Source organism: Streptomyces sp. WI03-4A (assembly GCF_033792105.1).
GTDB classification, from domain to species: Bacteria; Actinomycetota; Actinomycetes; order Streptomycetales; family Streptomycetaceae; genus Streptomyces; species Streptomyces collinus_A.
Window position 1 is genome coordinate 1 of the sequence record NZ_JARAUO010000060.1, and the last position, 18,559, is coordinate 18,559.

22 protein-coding genes and 1 pseudogene are annotated in these 18,559 nt (G+C 74.1%); 12 read left to right on the forward strand and 11 right to left on the reverse strand.

What is annotated here, in order from left to right; genetic code table 11:
- The 3 genes and pseudogenes from PV343_RS37040 to PV343_RS37050 all read right to left on the reverse strand — a co-directional run.
- A pseudogene (locus tag PV343_RS37040) lies at positions 1 to 668 on the reverse strand (hypothetical protein); the annotation flags it as partial.
- Positions 669 to 713: 45 nt separating this feature from the next.
- Positions 714 to 1,967, reverse strand: coding sequence for an FUSC family protein (locus tag PV343_RS37045; RefSeq protein ID WP_319151443.1), 1,254 nt, complete (start codon positions 1,965 to 1,967; stop codon positions 714 to 716).
- A 314-nt stretch (positions 1,968 to 2,281) separates the two neighbouring features.
- On the reverse strand, positions 2,282 to 2,776 hold the full coding sequence (locus PV343_RS37050; protein ID WP_319151445.1) for an FBP domain-containing protein: 495 nt from the start codon (positions 2,774 to 2,776) through the stop codon (positions 2,282 to 2,284).
- 388 nt (positions 2,777 to 3,164) lie between these two features.
- Between PV343_RS37050 and PV343_RS37055 the strand changes: the two genes are divergently transcribed.
- Entirely contained in the window at positions 3,165 to 4,454 is a 1,290-nt protein-coding gene (locus PV343_RS37055; RefSeq protein ID WP_319151446.1) for an ROK family transcriptional regulator, read from the forward strand.
- Positions 4,455 to 4,466: 12 nt separating this feature from the next.
- Here PV343_RS37055 and PV343_RS37060 read toward each other — a convergent pair whose 3' ends face one another.
- The 4 genes from PV343_RS37060 to PV343_RS37075 form a co-directional block, all read right to left on the reverse strand.
- Positions 4,467 to 4,736, reverse strand: a complete 270-nt coding sequence (locus PV343_RS37060; RefSeq protein ID WP_319151447.1) for a hypothetical protein — start codon at positions 4,734 to 4,736, stop codon at positions 4,467 to 4,469.
- Positions 4,737 to 4,763: 27 nt separating this feature from the next.
- The gene (locus tag PV343_RS37065; RefSeq protein ID WP_319151448.1) at positions 4,764 to 5,795 is read right to left on the reverse strand and encodes an SDR family oxidoreductase; all 1,032 of its coding nucleotides are present in this window, start codon (positions 5,793 to 5,795) and stop codon (positions 4,764 to 4,766) included.
- 313 nt (positions 5,796 to 6,108) lie between these two features.
- Complete coding sequence (locus tag PV343_RS37070; RefSeq protein ID WP_319151449.1) at positions 6,109 to 6,765, reverse strand: HAD family hydrolase; 657 nt, start codon at positions 6,763 to 6,765, stop codon at positions 6,109 to 6,111.
- Between the two features lie 41 nt (positions 6,766 to 6,806).
- Positions 6,807 to 7,847 carry a PHP domain-containing protein gene (locus tag PV343_RS37075; protein WP_319151450.1) on the reverse strand — a complete coding sequence of 347 codons (1,041 nt, stop codon included), beginning with the start codon at positions 7,845 to 7,847 and terminating at the stop codon, positions 6,807 to 6,809.
- A gap of 165 nt (positions 7,848 to 8,012) precedes the next feature.
- Between PV343_RS37075 and PV343_RS37080 the strand changes: the two genes are divergently transcribed.
- From PV343_RS37080 to PV343_RS37090, 3 genes are all read left to right on the forward strand, one after another.
- Positions 8,013 to 8,816, forward strand: a complete 804-nt coding sequence (locus PV343_RS37080; protein WP_319151489.1) for an SDR family oxidoreductase — start codon at positions 8,013 to 8,015, stop codon at positions 8,814 to 8,816.
- Between the two features lie 7 nt (positions 8,817 to 8,823).
- Positions 8,824 to 9,375 (forward strand): hypothetical protein, encoded by a 552-nt coding sequence (locus tag PV343_RS37085; RefSeq protein ID WP_319151451.1) that lies wholly within the window; start codon positions 8,824 to 8,826, stop codon positions 9,373 to 9,375.
- A 108-nt stretch (positions 9,376 to 9,483) separates the two neighbouring features.
- Positions 9,484 to 9,729 (forward strand): hypothetical protein, encoded by a 246-nt coding sequence (locus PV343_RS37090; RefSeq protein ID WP_317446721.1) that lies wholly within the window; start codon positions 9,484 to 9,486, stop codon positions 9,727 to 9,729.
- A gap of 9 nt (positions 9,730 to 9,738) precedes the next feature.
- On the opposite strand, the gene PV343_RS37095 is transcribed toward PV343_RS37090, so the two are convergent.
- Positions 9,739 to 10,974, reverse strand: a complete 1,236-nt coding sequence (locus tag PV343_RS37095) for a ricin-type beta-trefoil lectin domain protein (RefSeq protein ID WP_319151452.1) — start codon at positions 10,972 to 10,974, stop codon at positions 9,739 to 9,741.
- 99 nt (positions 10,975 to 11,073) lie between these two features.
- Positions 11,074 to 11,721, reverse strand: coding sequence for a VanZ family protein (locus tag PV343_RS37100; protein ID WP_319151453.1), 648 nt, complete (start codon positions 11,719 to 11,721; stop codon positions 11,074 to 11,076).
- A 245-nt stretch (positions 11,722 to 11,966) separates the two neighbouring features.
- Here PV343_RS37100 and PV343_RS37105 point away from each other — a divergent pair, with 245 nt between their 5' ends.
- Genes PV343_RS37105 through PV343_RS37130 form a run of 6 tightly spaced genes read left to right on the forward strand, consistent with a single transcriptional unit; the run spans position 11,967 to position 15,768 of the window.
- Positions 11,967 to 12,161, forward strand: coding sequence for a hypothetical protein (locus tag PV343_RS37105; protein ID WP_319151454.1), 195 nt, complete (start codon positions 11,967 to 11,969; stop codon positions 12,159 to 12,161).
- Positions 12,158 to 12,610, forward strand: coding sequence for a monovalent cation/H+ antiporter complex subunit F (locus tag PV343_RS37110; RefSeq protein ID WP_319151456.1), 453 nt, complete (start codon positions 12,158 to 12,160; stop codon positions 12,608 to 12,610). The genes PV343_RS37105 and PV343_RS37110 overlap by 4 nt, the downstream gene beginning before the upstream one ends.
- 33 nt (positions 12,611 to 12,643) lie before the next feature.
- A complete protein-coding gene (locus PV343_RS37115; RefSeq protein ID WP_319151457.1) occupies positions 12,644 to 12,904 on the forward strand; it encodes a Na(+)/H(+) antiporter subunit B in 261 nt (86 codons plus the stop codon).
- The gene (locus PV343_RS37120) at positions 12,901 to 13,641 is read left to right on the forward strand and encodes an MnhB domain-containing protein (protein WP_319151458.1); all 741 of its coding nucleotides are present in this window, start codon (positions 12,901 to 12,903) and stop codon (positions 13,639 to 13,641) included. Before PV343_RS37115 ends, PV343_RS37120 begins: the two co-directional genes overlap by 4 nt.
- 1 nt (position 13,642) lies before the next feature.
- Positions 13,643 to 13,999: a sodium:proton antiporter gene (locus PV343_RS37125; protein ID WP_319151459.1), complete on the forward strand. Its 357-nt coding sequence runs from the start codon at positions 13,643 to 13,645 to the stop codon at positions 13,997 to 13,999.
- Positions 13,999 to 15,768, forward strand: coding sequence for a complex I subunit 5 family protein (locus PV343_RS37130; protein ID WP_319151460.1), 1,770 nt, complete (start codon positions 13,999 to 14,001; stop codon positions 15,766 to 15,768). The genes PV343_RS37125 and PV343_RS37130 overlap by 1 nt, the downstream gene beginning before the upstream one ends.
- A 14-nt stretch (positions 15,769 to 15,782) precedes the next feature.
- Here PV343_RS37130 and PV343_RS37135 read toward each other — a convergent pair whose 3' ends face one another.
- Positions 15,783 to 16,445 carry a DUF4230 domain-containing protein gene (locus tag PV343_RS37135; RefSeq protein WP_319151462.1) on the reverse strand — a complete coding sequence of 221 codons (663 nt, stop codon included), beginning with the start codon at positions 16,443 to 16,445 and terminating at the stop codon, positions 15,783 to 15,785.
- Positions 16,446 to 16,473: 28 nt separating this feature from the next.
- Between PV343_RS37135 and PV343_RS40510 the strand changes: the two genes are divergently transcribed.
- Positions 16,474 to 17,016: a helix-turn-helix domain-containing protein gene (locus PV343_RS40510; protein WP_415923542.1), complete on the forward strand. Its 543-nt coding sequence runs from the start codon at positions 16,474 to 16,476 to the stop codon at positions 17,014 to 17,016.
- 18 nt (positions 17,017 to 17,034) lie between these two features.
- Entirely contained in the window at positions 17,035 to 17,988 is a 954-nt protein-coding gene (locus PV343_RS37145; RefSeq protein ID WP_319151464.1) for a ribose-phosphate diphosphokinase, read from the forward strand.
- Between the two features lie 36 nt (positions 17,989 to 18,024).
- Here the strand turns inward: PV343_RS37145 and PV343_RS37150 are convergent, their stop codons facing one another.
- On the reverse strand, positions 18,025 to 18,405 hold the full coding sequence (locus tag PV343_RS37150; protein WP_319151465.1) for an anti-sigma factor antagonist: 381 nt from the start codon (positions 18,403 to 18,405) through the stop codon (positions 18,025 to 18,027).
- Between the last annotated feature and the right edge of the window lie 154 nt (positions 18,406 to 18,559).

An 18,559-nucleotide genomic window follows, 5' to 3' on the forward strand; every position in this document is an offset into this window, starting at 1 on the left:
GCCGCCGCGGGGGCCGGCGGGGGACCGCCCGGGGCGGGCGCCGCCATCGGCGCGGGCGCCCCGAAACCGGCCACCGGCAGCGGTCCCCCGTACCCGCCCGGCGCCGGCATCGACCGCTCCCGCTCGCGCTCCCGGCGCCGCCAGTCGGCCAGGACGTCCGGCCGCAGCGGGAACGACTGCAGCTGCACGCCGCCCCACACCTCCTCGCCGGTCACCTGGCCCTCCACGGTCGCCCCGAGGCCCAGCGGCACGGCGACGAACTGGCGGACCGTGCCCTTGCCGGAGTTGATGCCGTCGAGCCAGGGCTGGCGGGGCAGCACGACGTAGTTCTGCGGGTCGCGGGCCGGCCGGCCGCGCCACGGCTCGCCGGAGACGGCGCACACCTTGCCCACGCCCACCTGGAGGGCGGCCGGCTCCACCGTGCCGGCGAAACTCAGCCACATGGCCTCCCGCAGATACACCGGGAGCATCACACCACCGCGCGCCCGCCACTCCTCCGGCACCCGGTCGGCATGGTCGGCCACCCGCCGGACCGGGAACTCGCCCAGCCCCGGCGGCAGCGGGTGTGTGCCCGTCTCGGGCAGCCGCAGCGTGCGGATGAACCGCACCGCCACCCCACCCGGAAGCCGCAGTGTGTTCCCGTCGATCCGTACCCCGGATCCGGCCATCGGCCCGCCCCCTCGCATCGCGCGCCGGCCCCACCCGGCGCTCCCTCACGGAGAACGCTCGCCGACCCCCGTGCGGTTCCGCCACAGCTGGTCCTGGACGCCGAGGCGCTCGCGCACCCGGGTCATCCGCGGCAGCTTCGCCCGCTGCTCCCGGGACACCCGGTCCAGCTCCTCGAAGAGGCGGCGGGTGCGGTGCTCGGTGTCGAGCTCGTCGAGCATCCGGTTCGCCTCGGTCAGCACGGCGCCCAGCAGCTGCCAGTTCGCCCAGTCCGCGCGCACCTCCTCCCGCAGCAGCTCGGCGAGCCGGTCACGGGTGCCGGCCGCGCTGTGCAGCTCGGCGGTCAGCCGCGCCTCCGCCGACTCGGCGTTCTCGCTCAGATGGGTGGTCACCAGCACCGCGAAGCTGACGACCGCGTCGGCGATCTCCGAGAGGAGCTGCTCCACCAGGGCCCCGACCCGGGGCGGGAACAGCTCCTCGGAGCCCCGCGCCTTCGCCAGGTCCGTGAAGGTGCGGGCGAGGACCCGCAGCACGACGGTGCAGATCTCCAGGGTGTCCAGACCCGTGCGCAGCACCACCCGGTGCAGCAGGCCCTCCTTCACCCGTGGGTTGAGGCGCAGGCTGTCCTCGGCCTGCCGCAGCGCCGCGTCCACCTGGACGATGTCGTGGTCGAGCCGGCGCGCCTCGTGCAGCCGCTCGGCGGCCAGCTCCCACGGGATGCGGCCCGCCGCCTCCTCACCCGTGCGCAGCATCAACTGCCGGATCCGGCGGGCCAGGTCCTCGATCGACTGCCCGGCCTGGTCCAGCCACACCGGTGGTGGCAGCAGCAGGTTGCAGGCCATCCCGACCACCGCGCCGATCAGCGTCTCCACGATCCGCGCCCAGGCGGTGAAGCCGACGGTGGTCACGCCGAGCACCAGCATCGCGCTGATCGCCACCTCGGCCACGTACTCGTCGACCCGCACCAGGTGCCCCACGGCCAGCGACGCCACGATCAGCAGCGCGAGGCTCCACCAGGTCAGGCCCACCAGGAGGCTGAAGGCGATGGCGACCAGGACGCCGGCCACCACCGAGTTCACCCGGCGGATGCCGTTGGTGAGGGTGGCGTAGAAGGTGACCTGGACGACCAGCAGAGCGGTGAGCGGTGAGGTCAGCGGGGCCGGTTCCGGACTGAGCCGGAGCGCGATGACGTAGGCGATCGTCGCCGCGGTGGCCGACCGCAGTGTCTGGACGACCACCGGTTCCCGGCGGCGCCGGATCAGGCGCCGCAGTGCTGCGGTCCACTTCCGTACGTCGAGCATCCCTTGGCCTGTTCCCCATCCTCGCCCGGGTCGAACGTGCTCATTCGCGGACCGGATCTGTCCGCAAAGGGTCCTGAACCGATCACATCGATCGGGCCCGAGGTGAGCGGATCAGCTCCGGGCCGATCGAGGCCGTCGACGGGGCCGAAGGCGGCGGGGTACTCACCCGGGCGCACGCCTGCCTGCGGGGAGCGGTGACCGCGGTACCGGCGCGCGGCCCCACGGCCACCAGCGCCCCGCGGGGTGCCCGTGCTTTTCGGCCGGAGGACACGCCCCGCCCGGCGGAACGGACGTCCGGGCCCGGACACGCCGGCTCAGACGTACAGCTTGTCGAGGAAGGCGGAGAGGTTGCGGGCCGTCCGCGCGATCTGCTCGTCGAGGGTCAGGCTCTCCTCGAACCGGGTGCCGGACTCCGGCACCTTCCTGCCGCGCACGTACAGCGGGCACTGGAGGTCGGTGCACATGTACACCCCGACGGAGTTGCCCTCGCGGCCCGCCGTGCCCGCCTTCCGCGCGGTCATCAGCGACACCCCGCCGCCCGGATGCGTCGTCAGGCACACCGAGCACATGCTCCGGTGCAGGAACCCGCGGCGCGAGGCCGGGAAGCGCAGCGCCACACCGACGGGGCGGCCCTCGCGCTCCACCACCAGATAACCGCGGTCGGGCGCGCCGGGATCCCGCCAGCCGAGGAAGTCGAGGTCGTCCCACGGCCGTTCGCCGAGGTCCCGGGGCACCGCGAGGCGCTTGGCCTCGCCCTTGGAGCAGTTGACGAACGAGCCGCGGATGTCCTGCTCGGTGAGGGATCGCATCGGGGCGTCCTTCCGGATCTCCATGCCATGAAGAACCTAGGGGGTCTAGGCTCGCGGCTAGCCTAGGTAGCCAGGGGGAGGTGGGCGAATGGATTTCCCCGAGGACGCTGCCCGCTCCGGTGCCGCCCGCTGAGCGCGCCGACCGGGAACACGGCCACGGCGACGGCGCCGCAATGCACCCGGCGGGCGCCGGGCCTTCCGTACCCTGTACGTCGGGGGCGGACGGGGGGTGTGCGGTGGGGGAGCGGGAGAGTCGCGCCGGCCGTTCTTGGCCCGTCGTCGGGTCCGTCGCTTCGCTCATTACATGAAATAAGGGTTGTCGGAAAGTCGCGTCCGGCCTGTTCCGGAGGGTATGTTGCAGGTCGGGACAAGGTTCGGAGGGAACCACATGGCGGGGCGGAACGGGCGCACGGTACGCGACCTCAGGCGGGGCAACCGCACGGCCGTGCTGCAGCGGCTCTACTTCGACGGCCCGCTCAGCCGCTTCGAGCTGGGCCCCGCCACCGGACTCAGCTCCGGCTCGGTCAGCAACGTGGTCGCGGACCTCGTCGCCGACGGCCTCGTGGAGGAGGCCGGCAGCGTCGACTCCGACGGCGGCCGCCCCCGCACCCTGCTGCGCGTGGCCCCGCACAGCGGGCAGATGATCGGCGTCGACGTCGGCGAGACCCGGGTCCGGGTCGAGCTGTTCGACCTCGGCCTGACCGAACTCGCCCGCACCGAGCGCCCGCTGACCCAGCAGGGCTACGACGTCGACGTCATCGTCGGCCACATCCGCGACGGCATCGCCGAGGTGCTCGCGGCCGAGGCGGCCGTGCCCGAGCGGCTGCTCGGCGTCGGCGTCGGCGTCCCCGGCATCGTCGAGTACACCGCCGACCGCGGGGCCGTGGTGCACGGGCAGACCATCGGCTGGACCGCGGTCCCGCTCGAGGAACTGCTCCGCGCCTCCTCCCGCCTTCCGGAGAGCGTGCGGTACTTCATCGACAACGGCGCCAAGACCCTGGGCCAGGCCGAGATGTGGTTCGGCGCCGGGCGCGGCGCGCGCAACGCGGTGGTCGTGCTCTTCGGCTCCGGCGTCGGCGCCTGCCTGGTCACCCCCGACGTGGAGCACGGGCGCGCCGTGGAGTGGGGCCACCTGACGGTACGGGTCCGGGGCCGCCGCTGCCGGTGCGGGGCGCCGGGCTGCCTGGAGGCCTACGCCGGCGCCGAGTCGCTGCTCGCCCGCTGGCGCGAGGAGGGCGGACGGCCGCCCGAGGGGGTGGACGAGGAGACGGCGCTCACCGCGATGCTCGCCGCCGCCTACCCGGCCGGCGACGGGGACCCCGACCCCGTCGCGCTCGCCGTCCTGGAGGAGACCGCCGAGTACCTCGGTGCCGGCCTGTCCGACCTGATCAACCTGTTCCAGCCGGAGAAGATCCTCATCGGCGGGTGGGCCGGGCTCCAGCTCGGCACCCGCTTCCTGCCCGCCGTACGCCGGCACGCCTCCACGTACGCCCTGCGCCACCCGGCCGACAAGGTCGCCATCGACCTCGGCAGGCTCGGTCCCGACGCGGTCACCGTCGGCGCGGCCATCCTCCCCCTCGCCGACTTCTTCACCCGCGGCGGCCGCCGCGCCGAACCGGCCGCGGCCGACCGCCACCCGGCCTGGCGCGCGGCACTGGAGGAACGCGCTCCGCGCTGAACGCCTCCGAGCTCAGGCCGTGGGTTCCTCCGGGGTCGGCTCGTCCGTCGGGGTCTGCTGGTCCGTCTGGGTGGGCGGTGCGTTCCGGGGGCCGCTGCCGGCCTCGTCGGTGTCGGGGGCGTCCGGTTCCATGTCGTCCTCCGCCGGCGCCGGTTCGTTCTCGGACCCGGGGCGCGAGGCCGCGTCCCACGGGTCGCCGCCGGGGCGTGCCTGCTGGTCCGGCAGGTCGCGGGGGACCGGGCGCACCGGCTGACCGCTCTCCGGGTCGCGCTGTGCGGTCATGGGTTTCCTCCTAGGCTCGGTGACGGCTCAGCCGACCTTGCGGCCACGCATCGGCTCGGTCTCCATTCCGCCGCCCTTCTGCAGGCCCTCCAGGAACTCCCGCACCACCTCGTCCGCCGTGCGCCGCGGGCGCCAGCCGAGTTCGGTGTGCGCCCGTGCGCAGTCCATCAGCGGCAGCCGCAGGACCGCGTCGAACAGGTGCGGGGAGGCGGGCAGCAGCCGCAGCCCCCAGGCCGCGGCGATCGCCGAACGGGCCGCCGTGCGCGGCAGCCGCACCGGGCGGGTGCCGAGCATTTCGCCCAGCAGGGCCGCGTCGACCGGGGGATCGGCGGCGAGGTTGAAGGCGCCCCGGGCGGTCTCCGAGTGCACCGCGAGCCGGTAGGCCTCGGCGGCGTCGTCGGTGTGCAGCGCCTGCACCCGCAGTCCGGGGATGTCCGGCAGGAACGGCAGCATCTCGGGCCGGGCCAGCGGGCCCGGCAGGAACCGGCCGCCGAAGATCCGCCGCTGCTCGCTCGCCGACTCCCACTTGAACAGGAACGCCGGGCGCATCCGCACCACCCGTACCTCGGGGTGGTCCCGCTCGAAGGTGTCCAGGACGCGTTCCAGGTACGCCTTCTCCCGGCAGTAGGCGGCGTCCGGCCAGCCGTGCGCGGGCCACGACTCGTCCACCGCGTGGTCCTTGGGGCCGGGCGAGTAGGCGCCCACCGAGGACGCGTGTACCAGCACCGGCACCCGGGCCGCGGCGACCGCCTCGAACACCCGCATGCTGCCCAGCACGTTGGTCCGCCAGGTGGCGACCGGATCGTGGGTGGGCTGGAAGGCCCAGGCCAGATGGACGACGGCGTCGGCGCCCTCGAACCGTTCGGCCAGGTTCGCCGTCTCGGACGCCAGGTCGACCGAGCCCCACTCCACCTTGTCCGGGGACCACTCCGGCCTGCGCCGCGCCAGGCCCCGCACCGACTTGATCCCGGGGTCCTCCGAGAGCAGGCGCACCACACTCGTACCGACGTTGCCGGTGGCGCCCGTGACCACGACCCTGCTGCCCGTTGCGCTGCTCACCTTCGGCTCCTTCCCGCGGCGGCTTCGGGGGACCCGCCGGGTACCCGTGCGGGGCGCGCGCACACGGCGGCACGGGAAAGCGGAAAGCCCCGGCCGTGACGGGGGAATCACGACCAGGGCGGTCAGGTGGTGGACGCGGACGGCGGTCGCCTCGCGGCGAGGGGCTCCACAGGGCTTCAGCCGTACGATCTTCTCTGTGGGCGATAGGTGAGGCCCGGGGACACCGTCCCGTCCGCTCCCACGGCTGATTCAACGGGCAACCACCTCGGGGTGTTCCAGCCGGACCCGTGACCTCGGTCACCCCCGGTGGTGCTCAGGCCAGCGGGCTCCCGGCCAGCCGGTCCAGCAGGTCGGCGGGGTCGGCGTACACCGAGCGCGCCCCGGCCTCCTCCAGGTCGGCCCGCGGGATGCCGCCGCACAGCAGGCCCACGCAGTGCACCCCGGCCTTGCCGCCCGCCCGCATGTCCCACACGGTGTCCCCGACGAACACCGCCCGGGAGGCGGGCACCCCGGCCAGTTCCAGGGCGTGTTCCACCGGCTCGGGCGCGGGCTTGCCCCGCTCCACGTCGTCGGCGCTCGCGGTGCCGTCGATGGCCTCGTCGGCGTCGAGCGCCCGGCGCAGCGCGCCCAGCTCGGCGCCGCTCGCGGAGGTGGCGAGCACCACCCGCCAGCCGTCCCCGTGCAGCCGGCGCAGCAGCTCCCCGGCCCCCGGCAGCGGGGGCAGACGGTCGAAGTACTGGCCGTACAGCGCCTTGTGGGCGGCGTTCAGCGTGGCGTCCTGCTCCTCGTCGCGGTCGTCGCCCAGCAGATGGGCGATCAGATCGGTGGAACCGAGGCCCACGGCCCGGTGCACGGCGTGCATGGGCACCCGGTGGCCCGCCTGCCGGAACGCCTCCCACCAGGTCACGACGTGAAGATGATTGGTGTCGACGAGGGTTCCGTCGACGTCGAACACGGCGGCGCGATCCATTCCTGTGGGTCCTTTCTCCCGTTCCGGGGCCGGGTACCACGTCAGGGGGCCGCCACGCGTGCCGGCGTCCGGCCCTGACGGGTCCAGGCCAGCAGTTCCTCGGCGGACCAGGCGGTCACCACCCGCTCGGCGGGCACCTCGCACTCCTCGGCGCGGGCACAGCCGAGGATCTGCCAGTCGAGCTGGCCCGGGGCGTGCGCGTCGGTGTCGACCGCGAACAGCACCCCGGCCGCCACGGCCGCCCGCAGCAGCCGCCGCGGCGGGTCGAGCCGCTCGGGACGGCTGTTGATCTCCACGGCCGTGCCCGACTCGGCGCAGGCGGCGAACACCTCGTCCGCGTCGAACTCCGACTCGGGCCGCCCCCGGCCGGTGACCAGGCGGCCGGTGCAGTGGCCGAGGACGTCCGCGTGCGGGTTGCGGACGGCGGCCACCATCCGGCGGGTCATCGAGTGGGCGTCCATCCGCAGCTTGGAGTGCACGGACACCACCACGACGTCCAGCCGCTCCAGCAGTTCGGGTTCCTGATCCAGTGAGCCGTCGTCCAGGATGTCGCACTCGATCCCGGTGAGCAGCCGGAACGGCGCCCAGCTCGCGTTCAGCGCGGCCACCACGTCCAGTTGCTCGCGCAGCCGTTCGGGGGACAGGCCGCGGGCCACCGTGAGCCGGGGGGAGTGGTCGGTCAGGACCGTCCACGCGTGGCCGAGCCCGATCGCCGCGCGCCCCATCTCCTCGATCGGGCTGCCGCCGTCCGACCAGTCCGAGTGCGTGTGACAGTCGCCGCGCAGCAGGGCCCGCAGTTGCGCGCCGGGGCCGGTGGTCTCGCGCGCGCCGGCCTCCTCCTCCAGCTTGCGCAGGTACCCGGGGACCTCCCCGGCCAGGGCCTCCCGCACCACCTGCGCGGTCTTCGGGCCGACCCCCTTCAGCGACTCCAGCGTCCCGGCCGACACCCGCTCGCCCACCTCGCCCTCCGGCAGTGCGGCCAGCGTCCGGGACGCGGTGCGGAAGGCCTTCACCCGGTACGTGGGCGCCAGCGACCGCTCCAGCAGGAAGGCGATCCGGTCCAGGGCGGCGACAGGATCCATGCCCCCCAGAGTGGCACCCACGCCCCCAGGCGGCGCGCGGAACCCGCCCACGATCCGCCCGCGCCCGGCAGGCACCCGCCCGGCCACCGCGGTTTGCCGTCCGCACCCCCGGGTACTGCGGAGACCCGTCCGAGCGACCACCCGAGGAGCCGTGTCATGCCCGTCATGCCCGAACCGGACACGCAGCGAGCGGCCGTGATCACCGGTGGCGACAGCGGCATCGGCCGTGCCACCGCGGTGCGGCTGGCCGAGCAGGGGCTGGACGTCGGCATCACCTGGCACACCGACGAGAAGGGCGCGCAGGAGACCGCCGAGGAGGTCCGCGCGGCGGGCCGCCGCGCCGCCGTCGCCCACCTGGACCTCACCCGGCTGCCCGGCGCCGCCGACACCGTCGACGAGCTGTGCGCCGAGCTGGGCCGGCTGGACGTCCTGGTCAACAACGCGGGGACGGGCACGATGACGCCGTACCTCGACCTCACCCTCGACGACGTGCGGCGGGTGCTCGACGTGGACCTCGTCGGCCCCTTCCTGTGCGGGCAGAGGGCGGCCCGGCAGATGATCCGGCAGGGCGGCGGCGGCCGTATCGTCAACGTGACGTCCGTGCACGAGCACCAGCCCCGGGTGGGCGCCGCGCCGTACTGCGCGGCCAAGGGCGGACTCGGCCTGCTCACCCAGGTGATGGCCCTGGAGCTGGCCGAGCACGGCATCACCGTGAACGCGGTGGCGCCCGGCGAGATCGCCACCCCGATGACCGGTCAGGAGGACGTCGACCCGCACACCGAGCGGCGCCCCGGCGTGCCCCTCGGGCGGCCCGGCGACGCCCGCGAGGTCGCCGCCGTCATCGCCTTCCTCGCGAGCCCCGACGCCTCCTACGTCACCGGCGCCTCCTGGAGCGTGGACGGCGGCATGCTGCGCATGGGGCCGCAGGCCGGCTCGCACCTGACCAGCGACGACTGGCGCCGTCCCTGAGCCGGCCGTGAGAGTGCGCACCAGCTCCTGCGAGCAGCCGGGCTTCACCCGGGTCCGCTGCGGCCGCGGCTTCCGCTACCGGGACACCGACGGCGAGCCGCTCACCGACGCCGGCCAACTGGCCCGTGGCCCTGCTGCGCCACCGGCGCGGGGCGACCGGTTCCCCGCCTTCCGGGACCGCGGCGGCTGGCACGACCTGCACAGCGACGACCTGAACGAGGCGCTGCGGCGGCTCTCCGGCACCGACGTCACCGCGAAGGACTTCCGCACCTGGCACGCCACGGTGCTGGCGGCTGTGGTGGTCGCCGTGGCCGCCCGGGGCGCCCGCGACGGCGAGGCCGCCCGGCGCCGGCAGACCGTGCGCGCCGTCCGCGAGGTCAGCCACTACCGGGGCGACACCCCGGCGGTGTGCCGGGCCTCCTGCACGGATCCGCGGGTGTTCGAGCAGGACGTGACGATCGCCCCGGCGCTCGCCCGGCCGGGGGAGCACGGGGATTTCGGGCGGCCGGCCACGCAGGGGGCGGTGGAGGCGGCGGTGCTCGGTCTCCTGGACGGCTGACGCGGACGAGTCGTACGCCCACGCGGCGTTCTGGGTCGTGTCCGCAAGGTCCCGTCGTCCGCCGGCGGGGCAGGCGGGACTTTGGGGACACGGCCTAGGCTCTATTGCATGACCGAACAAGGAGTTCCCCACATCGCCCACCCGCGGGTCCTGGTCCACGGGGTGTGCCCGGGCAGGCACGGCGAACCGCCGTTCAGGATCATGGAGATCGACGGCGAGGTGATCGGCGAGGCCAGGACCGTCACCGACGTCCTGGAGGCCGCCGCCTCCCACGGCATCCCCATCCACGACCTGGACGACCCGGACGCGGTCCGCTGGGTGGGAGGCGGCAAGTACACCTGGACGCTGCACTGAGCCGGTGGCTCAGCCGACCGTCCACTTCTGGTTGGCGCCGCCGGAGCAGCTCCAGATCTGCAGCCGGGTGCCGTTGGCCGGGTTGTTCCCGGTCACGTCGAGGCACTTGTTCGCCTGCGGGTTGACGATGTCGTGCGCCGCCGAGACGGCCCACTTCTGGTTCGGGCCGCCCGTGCAGTCCCAGAGCTGCGCGGTCGAGCCGTCCGCCGTGCCGTTGCCGGTGACGTCCAGGCACTTGCCGAGCGCGCGCACGGTGCCGTCCGAGCCGACGGTCCACGACTGGGCGGCGGTGCCGTTGCAGTCGTAGAGCTGGACCGGGGTGCCGTTGGCGGGATCGGCGCCGGCCACGTCCACGCACTTGCCCGCCAGCCCCCGGATCGGCACGCCGGTCGCGCTGTTGCTCGTCGTCACCGACACCGAGTCGACCACGAGCTGGGCGGGCAGCGGGGTGGAGCCGTCCGGGTCGCCCGGCCAGTAGCCGCCGACCGCCAGGTTGAGGATCAGGAAGAACGGCTTGTTGAAGACCCACGTCCGGCCGCCCAGGTCGGCGGGGGTGCGCCGCTGGTAGACGTTGCCGTCCACCGACCAGGTGAGGGAGTCGGGCGCCCAGTCCACGGCGAAGGTGTGGAAGGCGTCCGCGAAGGCCTGGCCGCCCGGCAGCGAGTAGCCGGCGCCTATGCCGCCCGAGCCGGAGTAGCCGGGACCGTGGATCGTGCCGTGCACCGTGGAGGGTTCGAAGCCGACGTTCTCCATCACGTCGATCTCCCCGGAGTCCGGCCAGTTGACCGGCGTGCCGAGCATCCAGAACGCGGGCCACATGCCCTGCCCGCGCGGGATCTTCATGCGGGCCTCGACATGGCCGTACTGCGCGTTGAACTTGCCGGCCGTGTTCAACCGGGCCGAGGTGTACTGGCAGCTGCCGTACCAGCACTGGTACCCGGCCGGGTTCTCCTTGCGGGCCGTGATCACCAGGTGGCCCTGTCCGTCGAGGGCCGCGTTCCTGGTGCCCGACGTGTAGTACTGCCGCTCGTGGTTGTTGACGTTGTCGCCGGTCTCCAGCGTCCACTTCGAGGAGTCGACGGCGGAGCCGGCGGGCCCGTCGAAGGAGTCGGAGAAGGTGCTGACGGCGGCGGCTGCCGTGGGGGCGGTGGTCTGGGCCCGGGCCGGGCCGGTGGCGACGGAGCCGACCAGCGCGGCGGACAGGGCGGCGAAGAGGCAGCTGCGCAGCAGGCGTGGGGAGGCCATGGCTCTCCGTTCGGCGTGGGGGGAATGACGCCTCTTGATTTAAGGAGTGAGATAAGCGGGGCGTCAATACCTTGGTACGGACCACTCCTTGACGATCGCTCAGTCGGCGGGCCGCGGCTCGCGCGCGTGCACCGCCCGCCCGAGCCGCCGTCCGAGGAGCAGCCAGCCGAGCAGCGCGCCGGTCGTGTTCAGGATGACGTCGTCGATGTCGAAGGCCCGCCCGGTGATCAGCGCTCCCTGGACCAGCTCCACCATCAGCATCACCAGGGCCGTGAGCGCCACCACGTGCAGGATGCCCCGGGCCCGGGGCGCCAGGACCGGGACCAGCACCCCGAACGGGACGCCGAGTAGCAGATTGCCGCCGATCTGCTTGACCGTGTCCCGGAACTGGCCGTGGTCGACGTAGGCCCGCAGGGAGCTGCCCGGGTGCAGGTTGCTGTGGGTCAGGGCCACCGACGCCGGTGACGGCTGCAGCGTGAGCCGGGCCAGGACGACCGCGAACGCCACCATGAACGCGAAGGCGACCAGCATGGCCAGCAGCCGCAGGGGAAGGGGGAGGGCGTGCCGTCCGGGCCCCGGACGGGCCTCCCCGGCCGGCTTCCGGCCCGCGCGGGCCTTCGCGGTCACGCCGCGCCCGGCCGGACGGGACTCCCCGAACCGGACGCGCTTCGGCCGGGCTTCCCCGGCCCGGCCCCGCTTGGTCGGGCGGCGCAGGGCCGCGGGCAGGTGCAGGGCGGTGCGGGCCATTCGATCCTCCAGTCGTCAACGTCCCCCGTTCCGAAGGGCGGTTACCCGCCGAACGGCGGGGGATGCCGCCGCCGGCGGGGCACCGGGAGCACACCGCCGGTTTCCGTTCACGCTCCCGGGGCACTCCGGCCCGGGGCCCGCGTGCCGCCGCACCTCGCGGGCCGGGCGGTGCTTGGATGCCCCGAGCGGCACAACGGACAAAGCCCCCACAGGCGGGCGGGCGGAACGGACCGAGGAGGTGGCGGATGCCCCGGCGCACGGACCCGCGCATCGTCCTCCTCGCAGCGGCCGAACTCCTCGCCTGGTGGGCCGGACTGGCCCTGTTGTGGCTGGTGTTCATCACCTCCGTCGACACCCTGGAACGCGTCGTCGGCGCGAGCGCGGCCGCCGTGGCGGCCCTGCTGGCCCGGGCCGGGCGACGGGCGGTGACCTGGCGGTGAACGGATGGATCCTCGCCGCCACCGTCGAACTGGCCGTGGCCGGGGCGGCCTCCCTGTGGGGCGTCTGCACCGGCCCGCTGCCCCGCCGGGCCATGGCCCAGAACCTGATCACCTCCGCCCTCTGCCCGGCCCTGCTCCTGCTCTCCCAGGGCTACGCCCGCCCCGCCTACGTCGACCTCGCCCTGCTGATGGCCCTGCTGGCCCCGATCGGCACCCTCGTCTTCGCCCGCCTGCTCGCCGACGAACTGGCGCACGACCCCCCGCGCGCCTGGGGCCTGACCTGGACCGCCGCCGCGCTGAGCGCGGTGGCCGTCGTCGCCGTGTGCGTGGCCGCAGGACCCGGCCGGGCGATGGTGAAGGTGCTGGTGATCGGCGTTCTGCTGATCGGCGGGAACCTGGTCGCCTCCTCCGCCCTGGCCGGCGGGTTCCGGGGGGTGCGCGGTGGCTGACCGGCCGCGTCGCGGTCACGAGGGAGGTACGGCATGGCCGATGCCGTGATCGTCGTCGCCCTGCTCCTGGTGGCCGGCGCCGCCACCGCCGCCGTTGCGGTGCGCGACCCGGCCCGGCAGGCCCTGGTGCTCTCCGTGCTCGGCGCCGTCCTGGCCGTGCTGTTCACGGTGCTCCAGGCCCCGGACGTCGGGCTGTCCCAGCTGGCGGTGGGCTCCGCGCTCACCCCGCTGCTGATCATGCTGGCGGTGCGCAAGGTCCGACGGCGCGGCCGGTCCGGGGACGGCGCGCGGTGAGCCGCCGGCTGCGGCTGTGGGTGCTCGCCGTCGGCGGCGCGGGCATCGCCGCCCTGCTGGTCGCCGCCTGCCTCGACCTGCCCGTCTTCGGCGGACAACGACACCCGTACGGCGACCGCGCCGTCCGCGCCTCCCTGAGCCGGCACATCGCCAACACCATCGCCGCCGTCAACTTCGACCAGCGCGCCTACGACACCCTCGGCGAGATCAGCATCCTGTTCGCCGCCGTCCTCGGCTGCGTGGTGCTCCTGCGGCAGACCCGCGACGAGCACCGCGACCGGCCCGAACCCGCCGAGGTGGTCCGGCCCGTCCGCCGCTACGCGCTGCTCGTGCTGCCCGTCGCCCTGGTCACCGGCGTCTACATCATCGCCCACGGCCAGCTCAGCCCCGGCGGCGGCTTCCAGGGCGGCGTCGTCGCCGCGACCGCGCTGCACCTGCTGTACCTGGGCGCCGACTACGGCGCATTGGAACGCGTCCGCCCGCTCGGCGCGTACACGGCCGCCGACGCGCTCTGCGTCAGCGGCTACCTCGTCACCGGACTGGCCGGCGTGCTGGCCGGCACCGCCTTCCTGGCCAACACGCTGCTGCCGTACGGCACCTTCAACACGCTGTCCTCCGGCGGCACCGTCCCGGTGCTGAACGCGGCCGTCGGCATGGAGGTGGCGAGCGCGGTCGTCGTGCTCCTCGCCGGCTTCCTGGACCAGGCCGTCGAGATCGAAGAGGACAAGGGGAGCTGAGATGGCCGTGCTGCACGTCCTGCCCTACCTGGTCTCCGCCTACGTCTTCCTGACGGGCTGTTACGGTCTCGCCACCAGCCGGAACCTGATCCACGCCATCGGCTGCCTGGCCGTGTGCCAGTCCGCCACGTACGTCCTGCTGCTGGCCGTCGGCTACCGCGACGGGGGCACCGCCCCGGTCTTCTCCGACATCCCGCCCGGCTCCCGGCCGGTCGTGGACCCGGTCGTGCAGGCACTCACCCTCACCGACATCGTCGTCGGCGCCACCGTCACCGCGCTGCTGCTCGCCCTCGTCCTGCAGATCGCCAAACGGCACGGCACGGTCGACCCCGACGAACTGAAAGAGCTGCGCGGCTGATGCACCACCTGCTCCCGCTGCTGGTCGCCGTCCCGCTGCTCGGTGCCGCCCTGCTCGTGGCCACGGGCCGGCTGCTGCCCCGGCCCGCCGCGGAGATCACCGGCCTGGCGGTCTCGGGCGGCACCGCCGCCCTCGCCCTGCTGCTGCTCCTCAACTCCTCCCCACCACTGGTGGAATGGGTCGGCGGCTGGTGGCCGGTCGAGGGCGAGAGCGTCGGCATCGTGGTGGTCGGGGACGGCCCGGCGCTGGGCATGGCCGCGCTCGTCTCGCTGCTCACCCTGGCGGCGCTCGCCTACTCCTGGCGCTACTTCGACGAGCCGCTGCGCGGCCACGCGGGCGCCTTCCCCGCCCTCATGCTGGTCTTCCAGGCCGCCATGTGCGGCTTCGCGATCGCGGGCGACCTGTTCAACGCGTTCGTGTTCTTCGAGCTGATGAGCGTCGTCGCCTACGCCCTGACCGGCTACCGCATCGACGAACCCAAGGCCGTGCAGGGCGCCCTGACCTTCGGGGTCGTCAACTCCCTCGGCGCCTACGCGCTGCTGATGGGCCTCGGCCTGCTGTACGCCCGCACCGGCGAGCTGGCCCTGGCGAAGATCGGGCGGGGACTGGACGCCACGGCCGGCCCGGGCGGGCCCGACGCCCTCGTCCTCGCCGCCTTCGTCCTGGTCCTGACGGGACTGCTGGTCAAGGCGGCCGCCGTGCCGTTCCACCTCTGGCTCCCCGACGCGCACGCCGTCGCCCCCACCCCGGTGTGCATGCTGCTGTCCGGCGTCATGGTCGAACTCGGCTCCTACGGCGTCTGGCGCGTCTGCACCACCGTCTTCGCCGGACCCGGCGGCATCCCCGCGGCCGACCTGACCCGGGCGCTGGTGACGCTCGGCGTCCTCACCGCCCTGATCGGCGCGCTCATGTGCTGGTACCAGCGGCACATCAAACGGCTCCTCGCCTACTCCACGATCGCGCACACCGGGCTGTTCCTCATCGGCCTCGGGGCGCTGACCCCCGAGGGCGACGACGGGATCGCGCTGTACATCGTCGGGCACGCCTGCGTGAAGGCCGCCCTGTTCGCCTGCACCGGCGCCCTGCTGGACCGCTACGGCAGCGTCGACGAGCACGCCCTGCACGGCCGGGCCCGCGCCATGCGCGGGTTCGGGGTGATGTTCGCGATCGGCGGGCTCGCCCTCGCCGGGCTGCCGCCCTTCGCCACGGCGCTCGGCAAGGGCGTCGCCGAGGAGGCGGTCGGCGGTCCGCTCACCGTGGTCTTCGTCGTCGTGTCCGCCGTCACCGGGGGCGCCGTGCTGCGGGTCACCGCCCGGGTCTTCCTCGGCCTCGGGCCGCGCCCGGAGGACGCCGCGTACGAGACCAGCGGCTCCGACGAGAAGCCGGAGACCGGCGGCCTCATGCGCCGCATCCCCGACTCCATGACGGCCGTGCCCGCCGTGCTGCTGGCCGCCGCCTTCGCCGCCGGACTCGCCCCCGGCTTCGGCGAGATGGTGGCCCGCTCGGTCAACGAGGCAGGCTCGGGCGGCGCCCACGCCGCCGCCGGATGGACGGCGGCGGGCATCCTGCTGGGCCTGCTCTCCGCCCTGCTCGCCCTGGGCCTCGCCGCGCTCGCCGTGACCCGCCCGGCATGGGTGAGCACGGTCCCCGGCTGGGCGGTGCCGCTGCGCCGCCTGCAGTCCGGCCACGTCGGGGACTACGTGGCCTGGCTGCTGTTCGGCGCCACCGCGCTGGGCGCGCTGGCCCTGCCGGGGGTGCTGGGCGGCTGACCGGCGGGCGCGGTTCAGGACCCGTAGGAGACGTGCACCTCCTCGAAGCCGAGGGAGTGCAGCAGCCCCTGGAGCATCTCCGTGGTGTTGGTCTCGGCCCGGGTGGTCAGGCCGCTGTCCTTCGCGGCCCGGCCGATGTGCCGCACGGCGAGCTTCTGCACCGCCTGCTCGCTGTTGGGGTTGTCCGAGAACAGGTCGCCGAGCCGGTCGAGCAGACCGCGCTGCTTGGACACGGCGTAGGAGTGGTCGGGGTCGAGGGCCGGCCGCCCGAGCTGCGCGTGCGGCAGCCGGAGGGTGGCCGACGTGCGGTCGCCGTTGACCTTCACGTCCTTCTCGCCGATCCGGCCGAGATCGACGTAGGCGTCCACGGTGCCCGCCCCGACGTACAGGGTGCGGCTGCCGCGGATCGCGTCGGGCAGGAACTTGGCGTCCTTGTCCAGGTCCACGACGACCTGGAAGTTGCCTGACGCGGCGTCGTAACGGCTCATGTCCTGGATGGACTTGAGCAGCGTCGGGCCGGAACGGTCGTGCGACTCGGTGCCGAACAGCTCCTTCACGCTCGGCACCACGGCCAGGGCGAAGCCCGCGAACAGCACCACGAGCACCAGCACGACCGCGGTCACCACCTTGGCCCAGGCGGGCATGCGCCGGGATGGGCGCCTGACGGGAGTCGTCATGGGGACGGCCCTCCTTCCTGCAGAGCGGATGCCCGCCGAATCCCGTGCCAGACCGGGAAGTCGGCCGAATGGCGCCGATGACGCGGGCGCACGGCCGAGCGGCACCGACGACGCGGGCGTACGGGCGGGCCTCCGGCGCCTTGGCGCGGCGAAGGCCCGACCCGCCGCGGAGTCGGCCACCGGGCCGACCGGTCCGGTCAGGGGCAGGGCCACCCGGCAGCGCACCGGACGCGGGTGGAGCGAGTGGCCCACCAGGTCCACCTGGGCCGCGCCCGTCGCGGCCCTTCCGGAGATCGCCGCCCGGCTGGGCATCCCCCCGCAGACCGCGCGGCAGCGCCTGCGCCAGGTCCACCGCCTGTTCGGCGCTCCGCTGGCCGATCCCGACGCCCGGTTCGAGGCCGGGGCCGCCCTGCGAGCCGGCGCCGGCCGCGAGACGGACCTGCCGCCCGGCCGAACGCGGCCGAGCGCGGCCGAACGCGCGGGATCAGGCCAGTCTCGGCCCGGCTCGCGCCGCACAATGGCTGGTGGGAGCGATGCCACCACTAGCATGACCGGCGCCAGCCCGTACTGATCATGCGAGGAGCGGATCGTGCGAGACATCGCCGTCTTCAGTGGCAGTGCTCATCCCGACCTGGCCCACGAGGTGTGCGCACACCTCGGCGTGCCGCTCAGCCCGACCCGGGTCAGCCGGTTCGCCAACGACTGCCTGGAGGTGCAGCTTCAGGACAACTGCCGGGAGCGGGACGTCTTCCTGATTCAGCCGCTGGTCAGACCGGTGCAGGAGCACCTGGTCGAACTGCTGCTGATGTGCGACGCGGCCCGCGGCGCCTCCGCCGCCCGGATCACCGTCGTCATGCCGCACTACTCCTACGCCCGGTCCGACAAGAAGGACGCGCCCCGCATCTCGCTCGGCGGACGGCTGGTCGCCGACCTGATGGTGGCGGCGGGCGCGAGCCGGGTCCTCGCCATGACCCTGCACGCGCCGCAGGTGCACGGCTTCTTCTCGGTGCCGGTGGACCATCTGCACGCCCTGCACGAACTGGCCGCGCACTTCAGGCAGTACGACCTGACGCACACGACGGTCGTCTCCCCGGACCTCGGCAACGCCAAGGAGGCCGCCGCCTTCGCCCGGCTGATCGGCGCGCAGGTCGCGGCCGGCGCCAAACAGCGGTTCGCGGACGACCGGGTGAGCATCAGCGCCGTCATCGGCGACGTCGCCGGCCGGGACGTGATCGTGCTGGACGACGAGATCGCCAAGGGCAGCACCGTGCTCGAACTCCTGGAGCGGCTGCGGGAGTCGGGACCGCGCTCGATCCGGGTGGCGTGCACGCACGGGCTGTTCGCGGCCGGAGCCCTCAAACGGCTGGGCGAGCAGCCCGACGTGCTGGAGATCGTGTGCACCAACACGGTGCCGGTGCCGGAGGACGAGCACACGGACAAGCTGCGCGTGCTGTCCATCGCCCCGGCGCTGGCCGAGGCGGTGCGGCGGATCCACAACGGCGAGTCCGTCAGCGCCCTGTTCGAGGAACCGCGTGGCGGCTGAGGCCGGCGGTTGCCCGGAGCGGCGGACGGCCGGCCCTCACGCCGAGCCGGACGCGGCCTCCGGCCGGGCGAGCGCCGCCTCCACGGTCGGCTGCGGCGGCAGCAGCCGGGACAGACCGGTGACCCGGAAGACGCGCAGCGTCAGCGGGTGGGTGCACACCAGGTGAAGTCGCCCGCCCCGCTCCAGCACCCGGGCGCGGGCCCGGTACAGCAGGCGCAGTCCCGAGCAGTCGAAGAACTCGACGGACCGCAGGTCGATCACGACGCGCGCGCCGGGTTGCCCGGTGGCCCGGTCGAGCGCGGGCACGATCTCCGTCGCCGCGGCGATGTCGATCTCACCGCGCAGCTCCAGCACCGTGTGCCCGCGGTCCTCGCGGACGCGCAGATGCCGGGTGGGCGGCGGGGGCTCCTGCTGCACGACGGCACCACCTCCCACGCCCGCCCGGAAACCGTTCTCGACCGTCAAGTTACCCTCGACAGAAGGAATTTGAGCATGTTCGATTGACATATGTCTTCGAGTTTCGCGCCGCGTGTCGCTCTGTGACACGGAAGACAGCATCCGGAAGCCGGGA

Excerpts from the sequence above, each read along its gene's own strand:
- PV343_RS37070 (WP_319151449.1), bottom strand. The coding sequence starts at position 6,765 with ATGGATCGCGCCGCCGTGTTCGACGTCGACGGAACCCTCGTCGACACC.
- PV343_RS37105 (WP_319151454.1), top strand. The coding sequence starts at position 11,967 with ATGCCCCGGCGCACGGACCCGCGCATCGTCCTCCTCGCAGCGGCCGAA.
- PV343_RS37045 (WP_319151443.1), bottom strand. The coding sequence starts at position 1,967 with ATGCTCGACGTACGGAAGTGGACCGCAGCACTGCGGCGCCTGATCCGG.
- PV343_RS37130 (WP_319151460.1), top strand. The coding sequence starts at position 13,999 with ATGCACCACCTGCTCCCGCTGCTGGTCGCCGTCCCGCTGCTCGGTGCC.
- PV343_RS37090 (WP_317446721.1), top strand. The coding sequence starts at position 9,484 with ATGACCGAACAAGGAGTTCCCCACATCGCCCACCCGCGGGTCCTGGTC.
- PV343_RS37115 (WP_319151457.1), top strand. The coding sequence starts at position 12,644 with ATGGCCGATGCCGTGATCGTCGTCGCCCTGCTCCTGGTGGCCGGCGCC.
- PV343_RS37075 (WP_319151450.1), bottom strand. The coding sequence starts at position 7,847 with ATGGATCCTGTCGCCGCCCTGGACCGGATCGCCTTCCTGCTGGAGCGG.
- PV343_RS37100 (WP_319151453.1), bottom strand. The coding sequence starts at position 11,721 with ATGGCCCGCACCGCCCTGCACCTGCCCGCGGCCCTGCGCCGCCCGACC.
- PV343_RS37125 (WP_319151459.1), top strand. The coding sequence starts at position 13,643 with ATGGCCGTGCTGCACGTCCTGCCCTACCTGGTCTCCGCCTACGTCTTC.
- PV343_RS37055 (WP_319151446.1), top strand. The coding sequence starts at position 3,165 with ATGGCGGGGCGGAACGGGCGCACGGTACGCGACCTCAGGCGGGGCAAC.
- PV343_RS37060 (WP_319151447.1), bottom strand. The coding sequence starts at position 4,736 with ATGACCGCACAGCGCGACCCGGAGAGCGGTCAGCCGGTGCGCCCGGTC.
- PV343_RS37050 (WP_319151445.1), bottom strand. The coding sequence starts at position 2,776 with ATGCGATCCCTCACCGAGCAGGACATCCGCGGCTCGTTCGTCAACTGC.
- PV343_RS37095 (WP_319151452.1), bottom strand. The coding sequence starts at position 10,974 with ATGGCCTCCCCACGCCTGCTGCGCAGCTGCCTCTTCGCCGCCCTGTCC.
- PV343_RS37135 (WP_319151462.1), bottom strand. The coding sequence starts at position 16,445 with ATGACGACTCCCGTCAGGCGCCCATCCCGGCGCATGCCCGCCTGGGCC.
- PV343_RS40510 (WP_415923542.1), top strand. The coding sequence starts at position 16,474 with ATGCCCGCCGAATCCCGTGCCAGACCGGGAAGTCGGCCGAATGGCGCC.
- PV343_RS37080 (WP_319151489.1), top strand. The coding sequence starts at position 8,013 with ATGCCCGAACCGGACACGCAGCGAGCGGCCGTGATCACCGGTGGCGAC.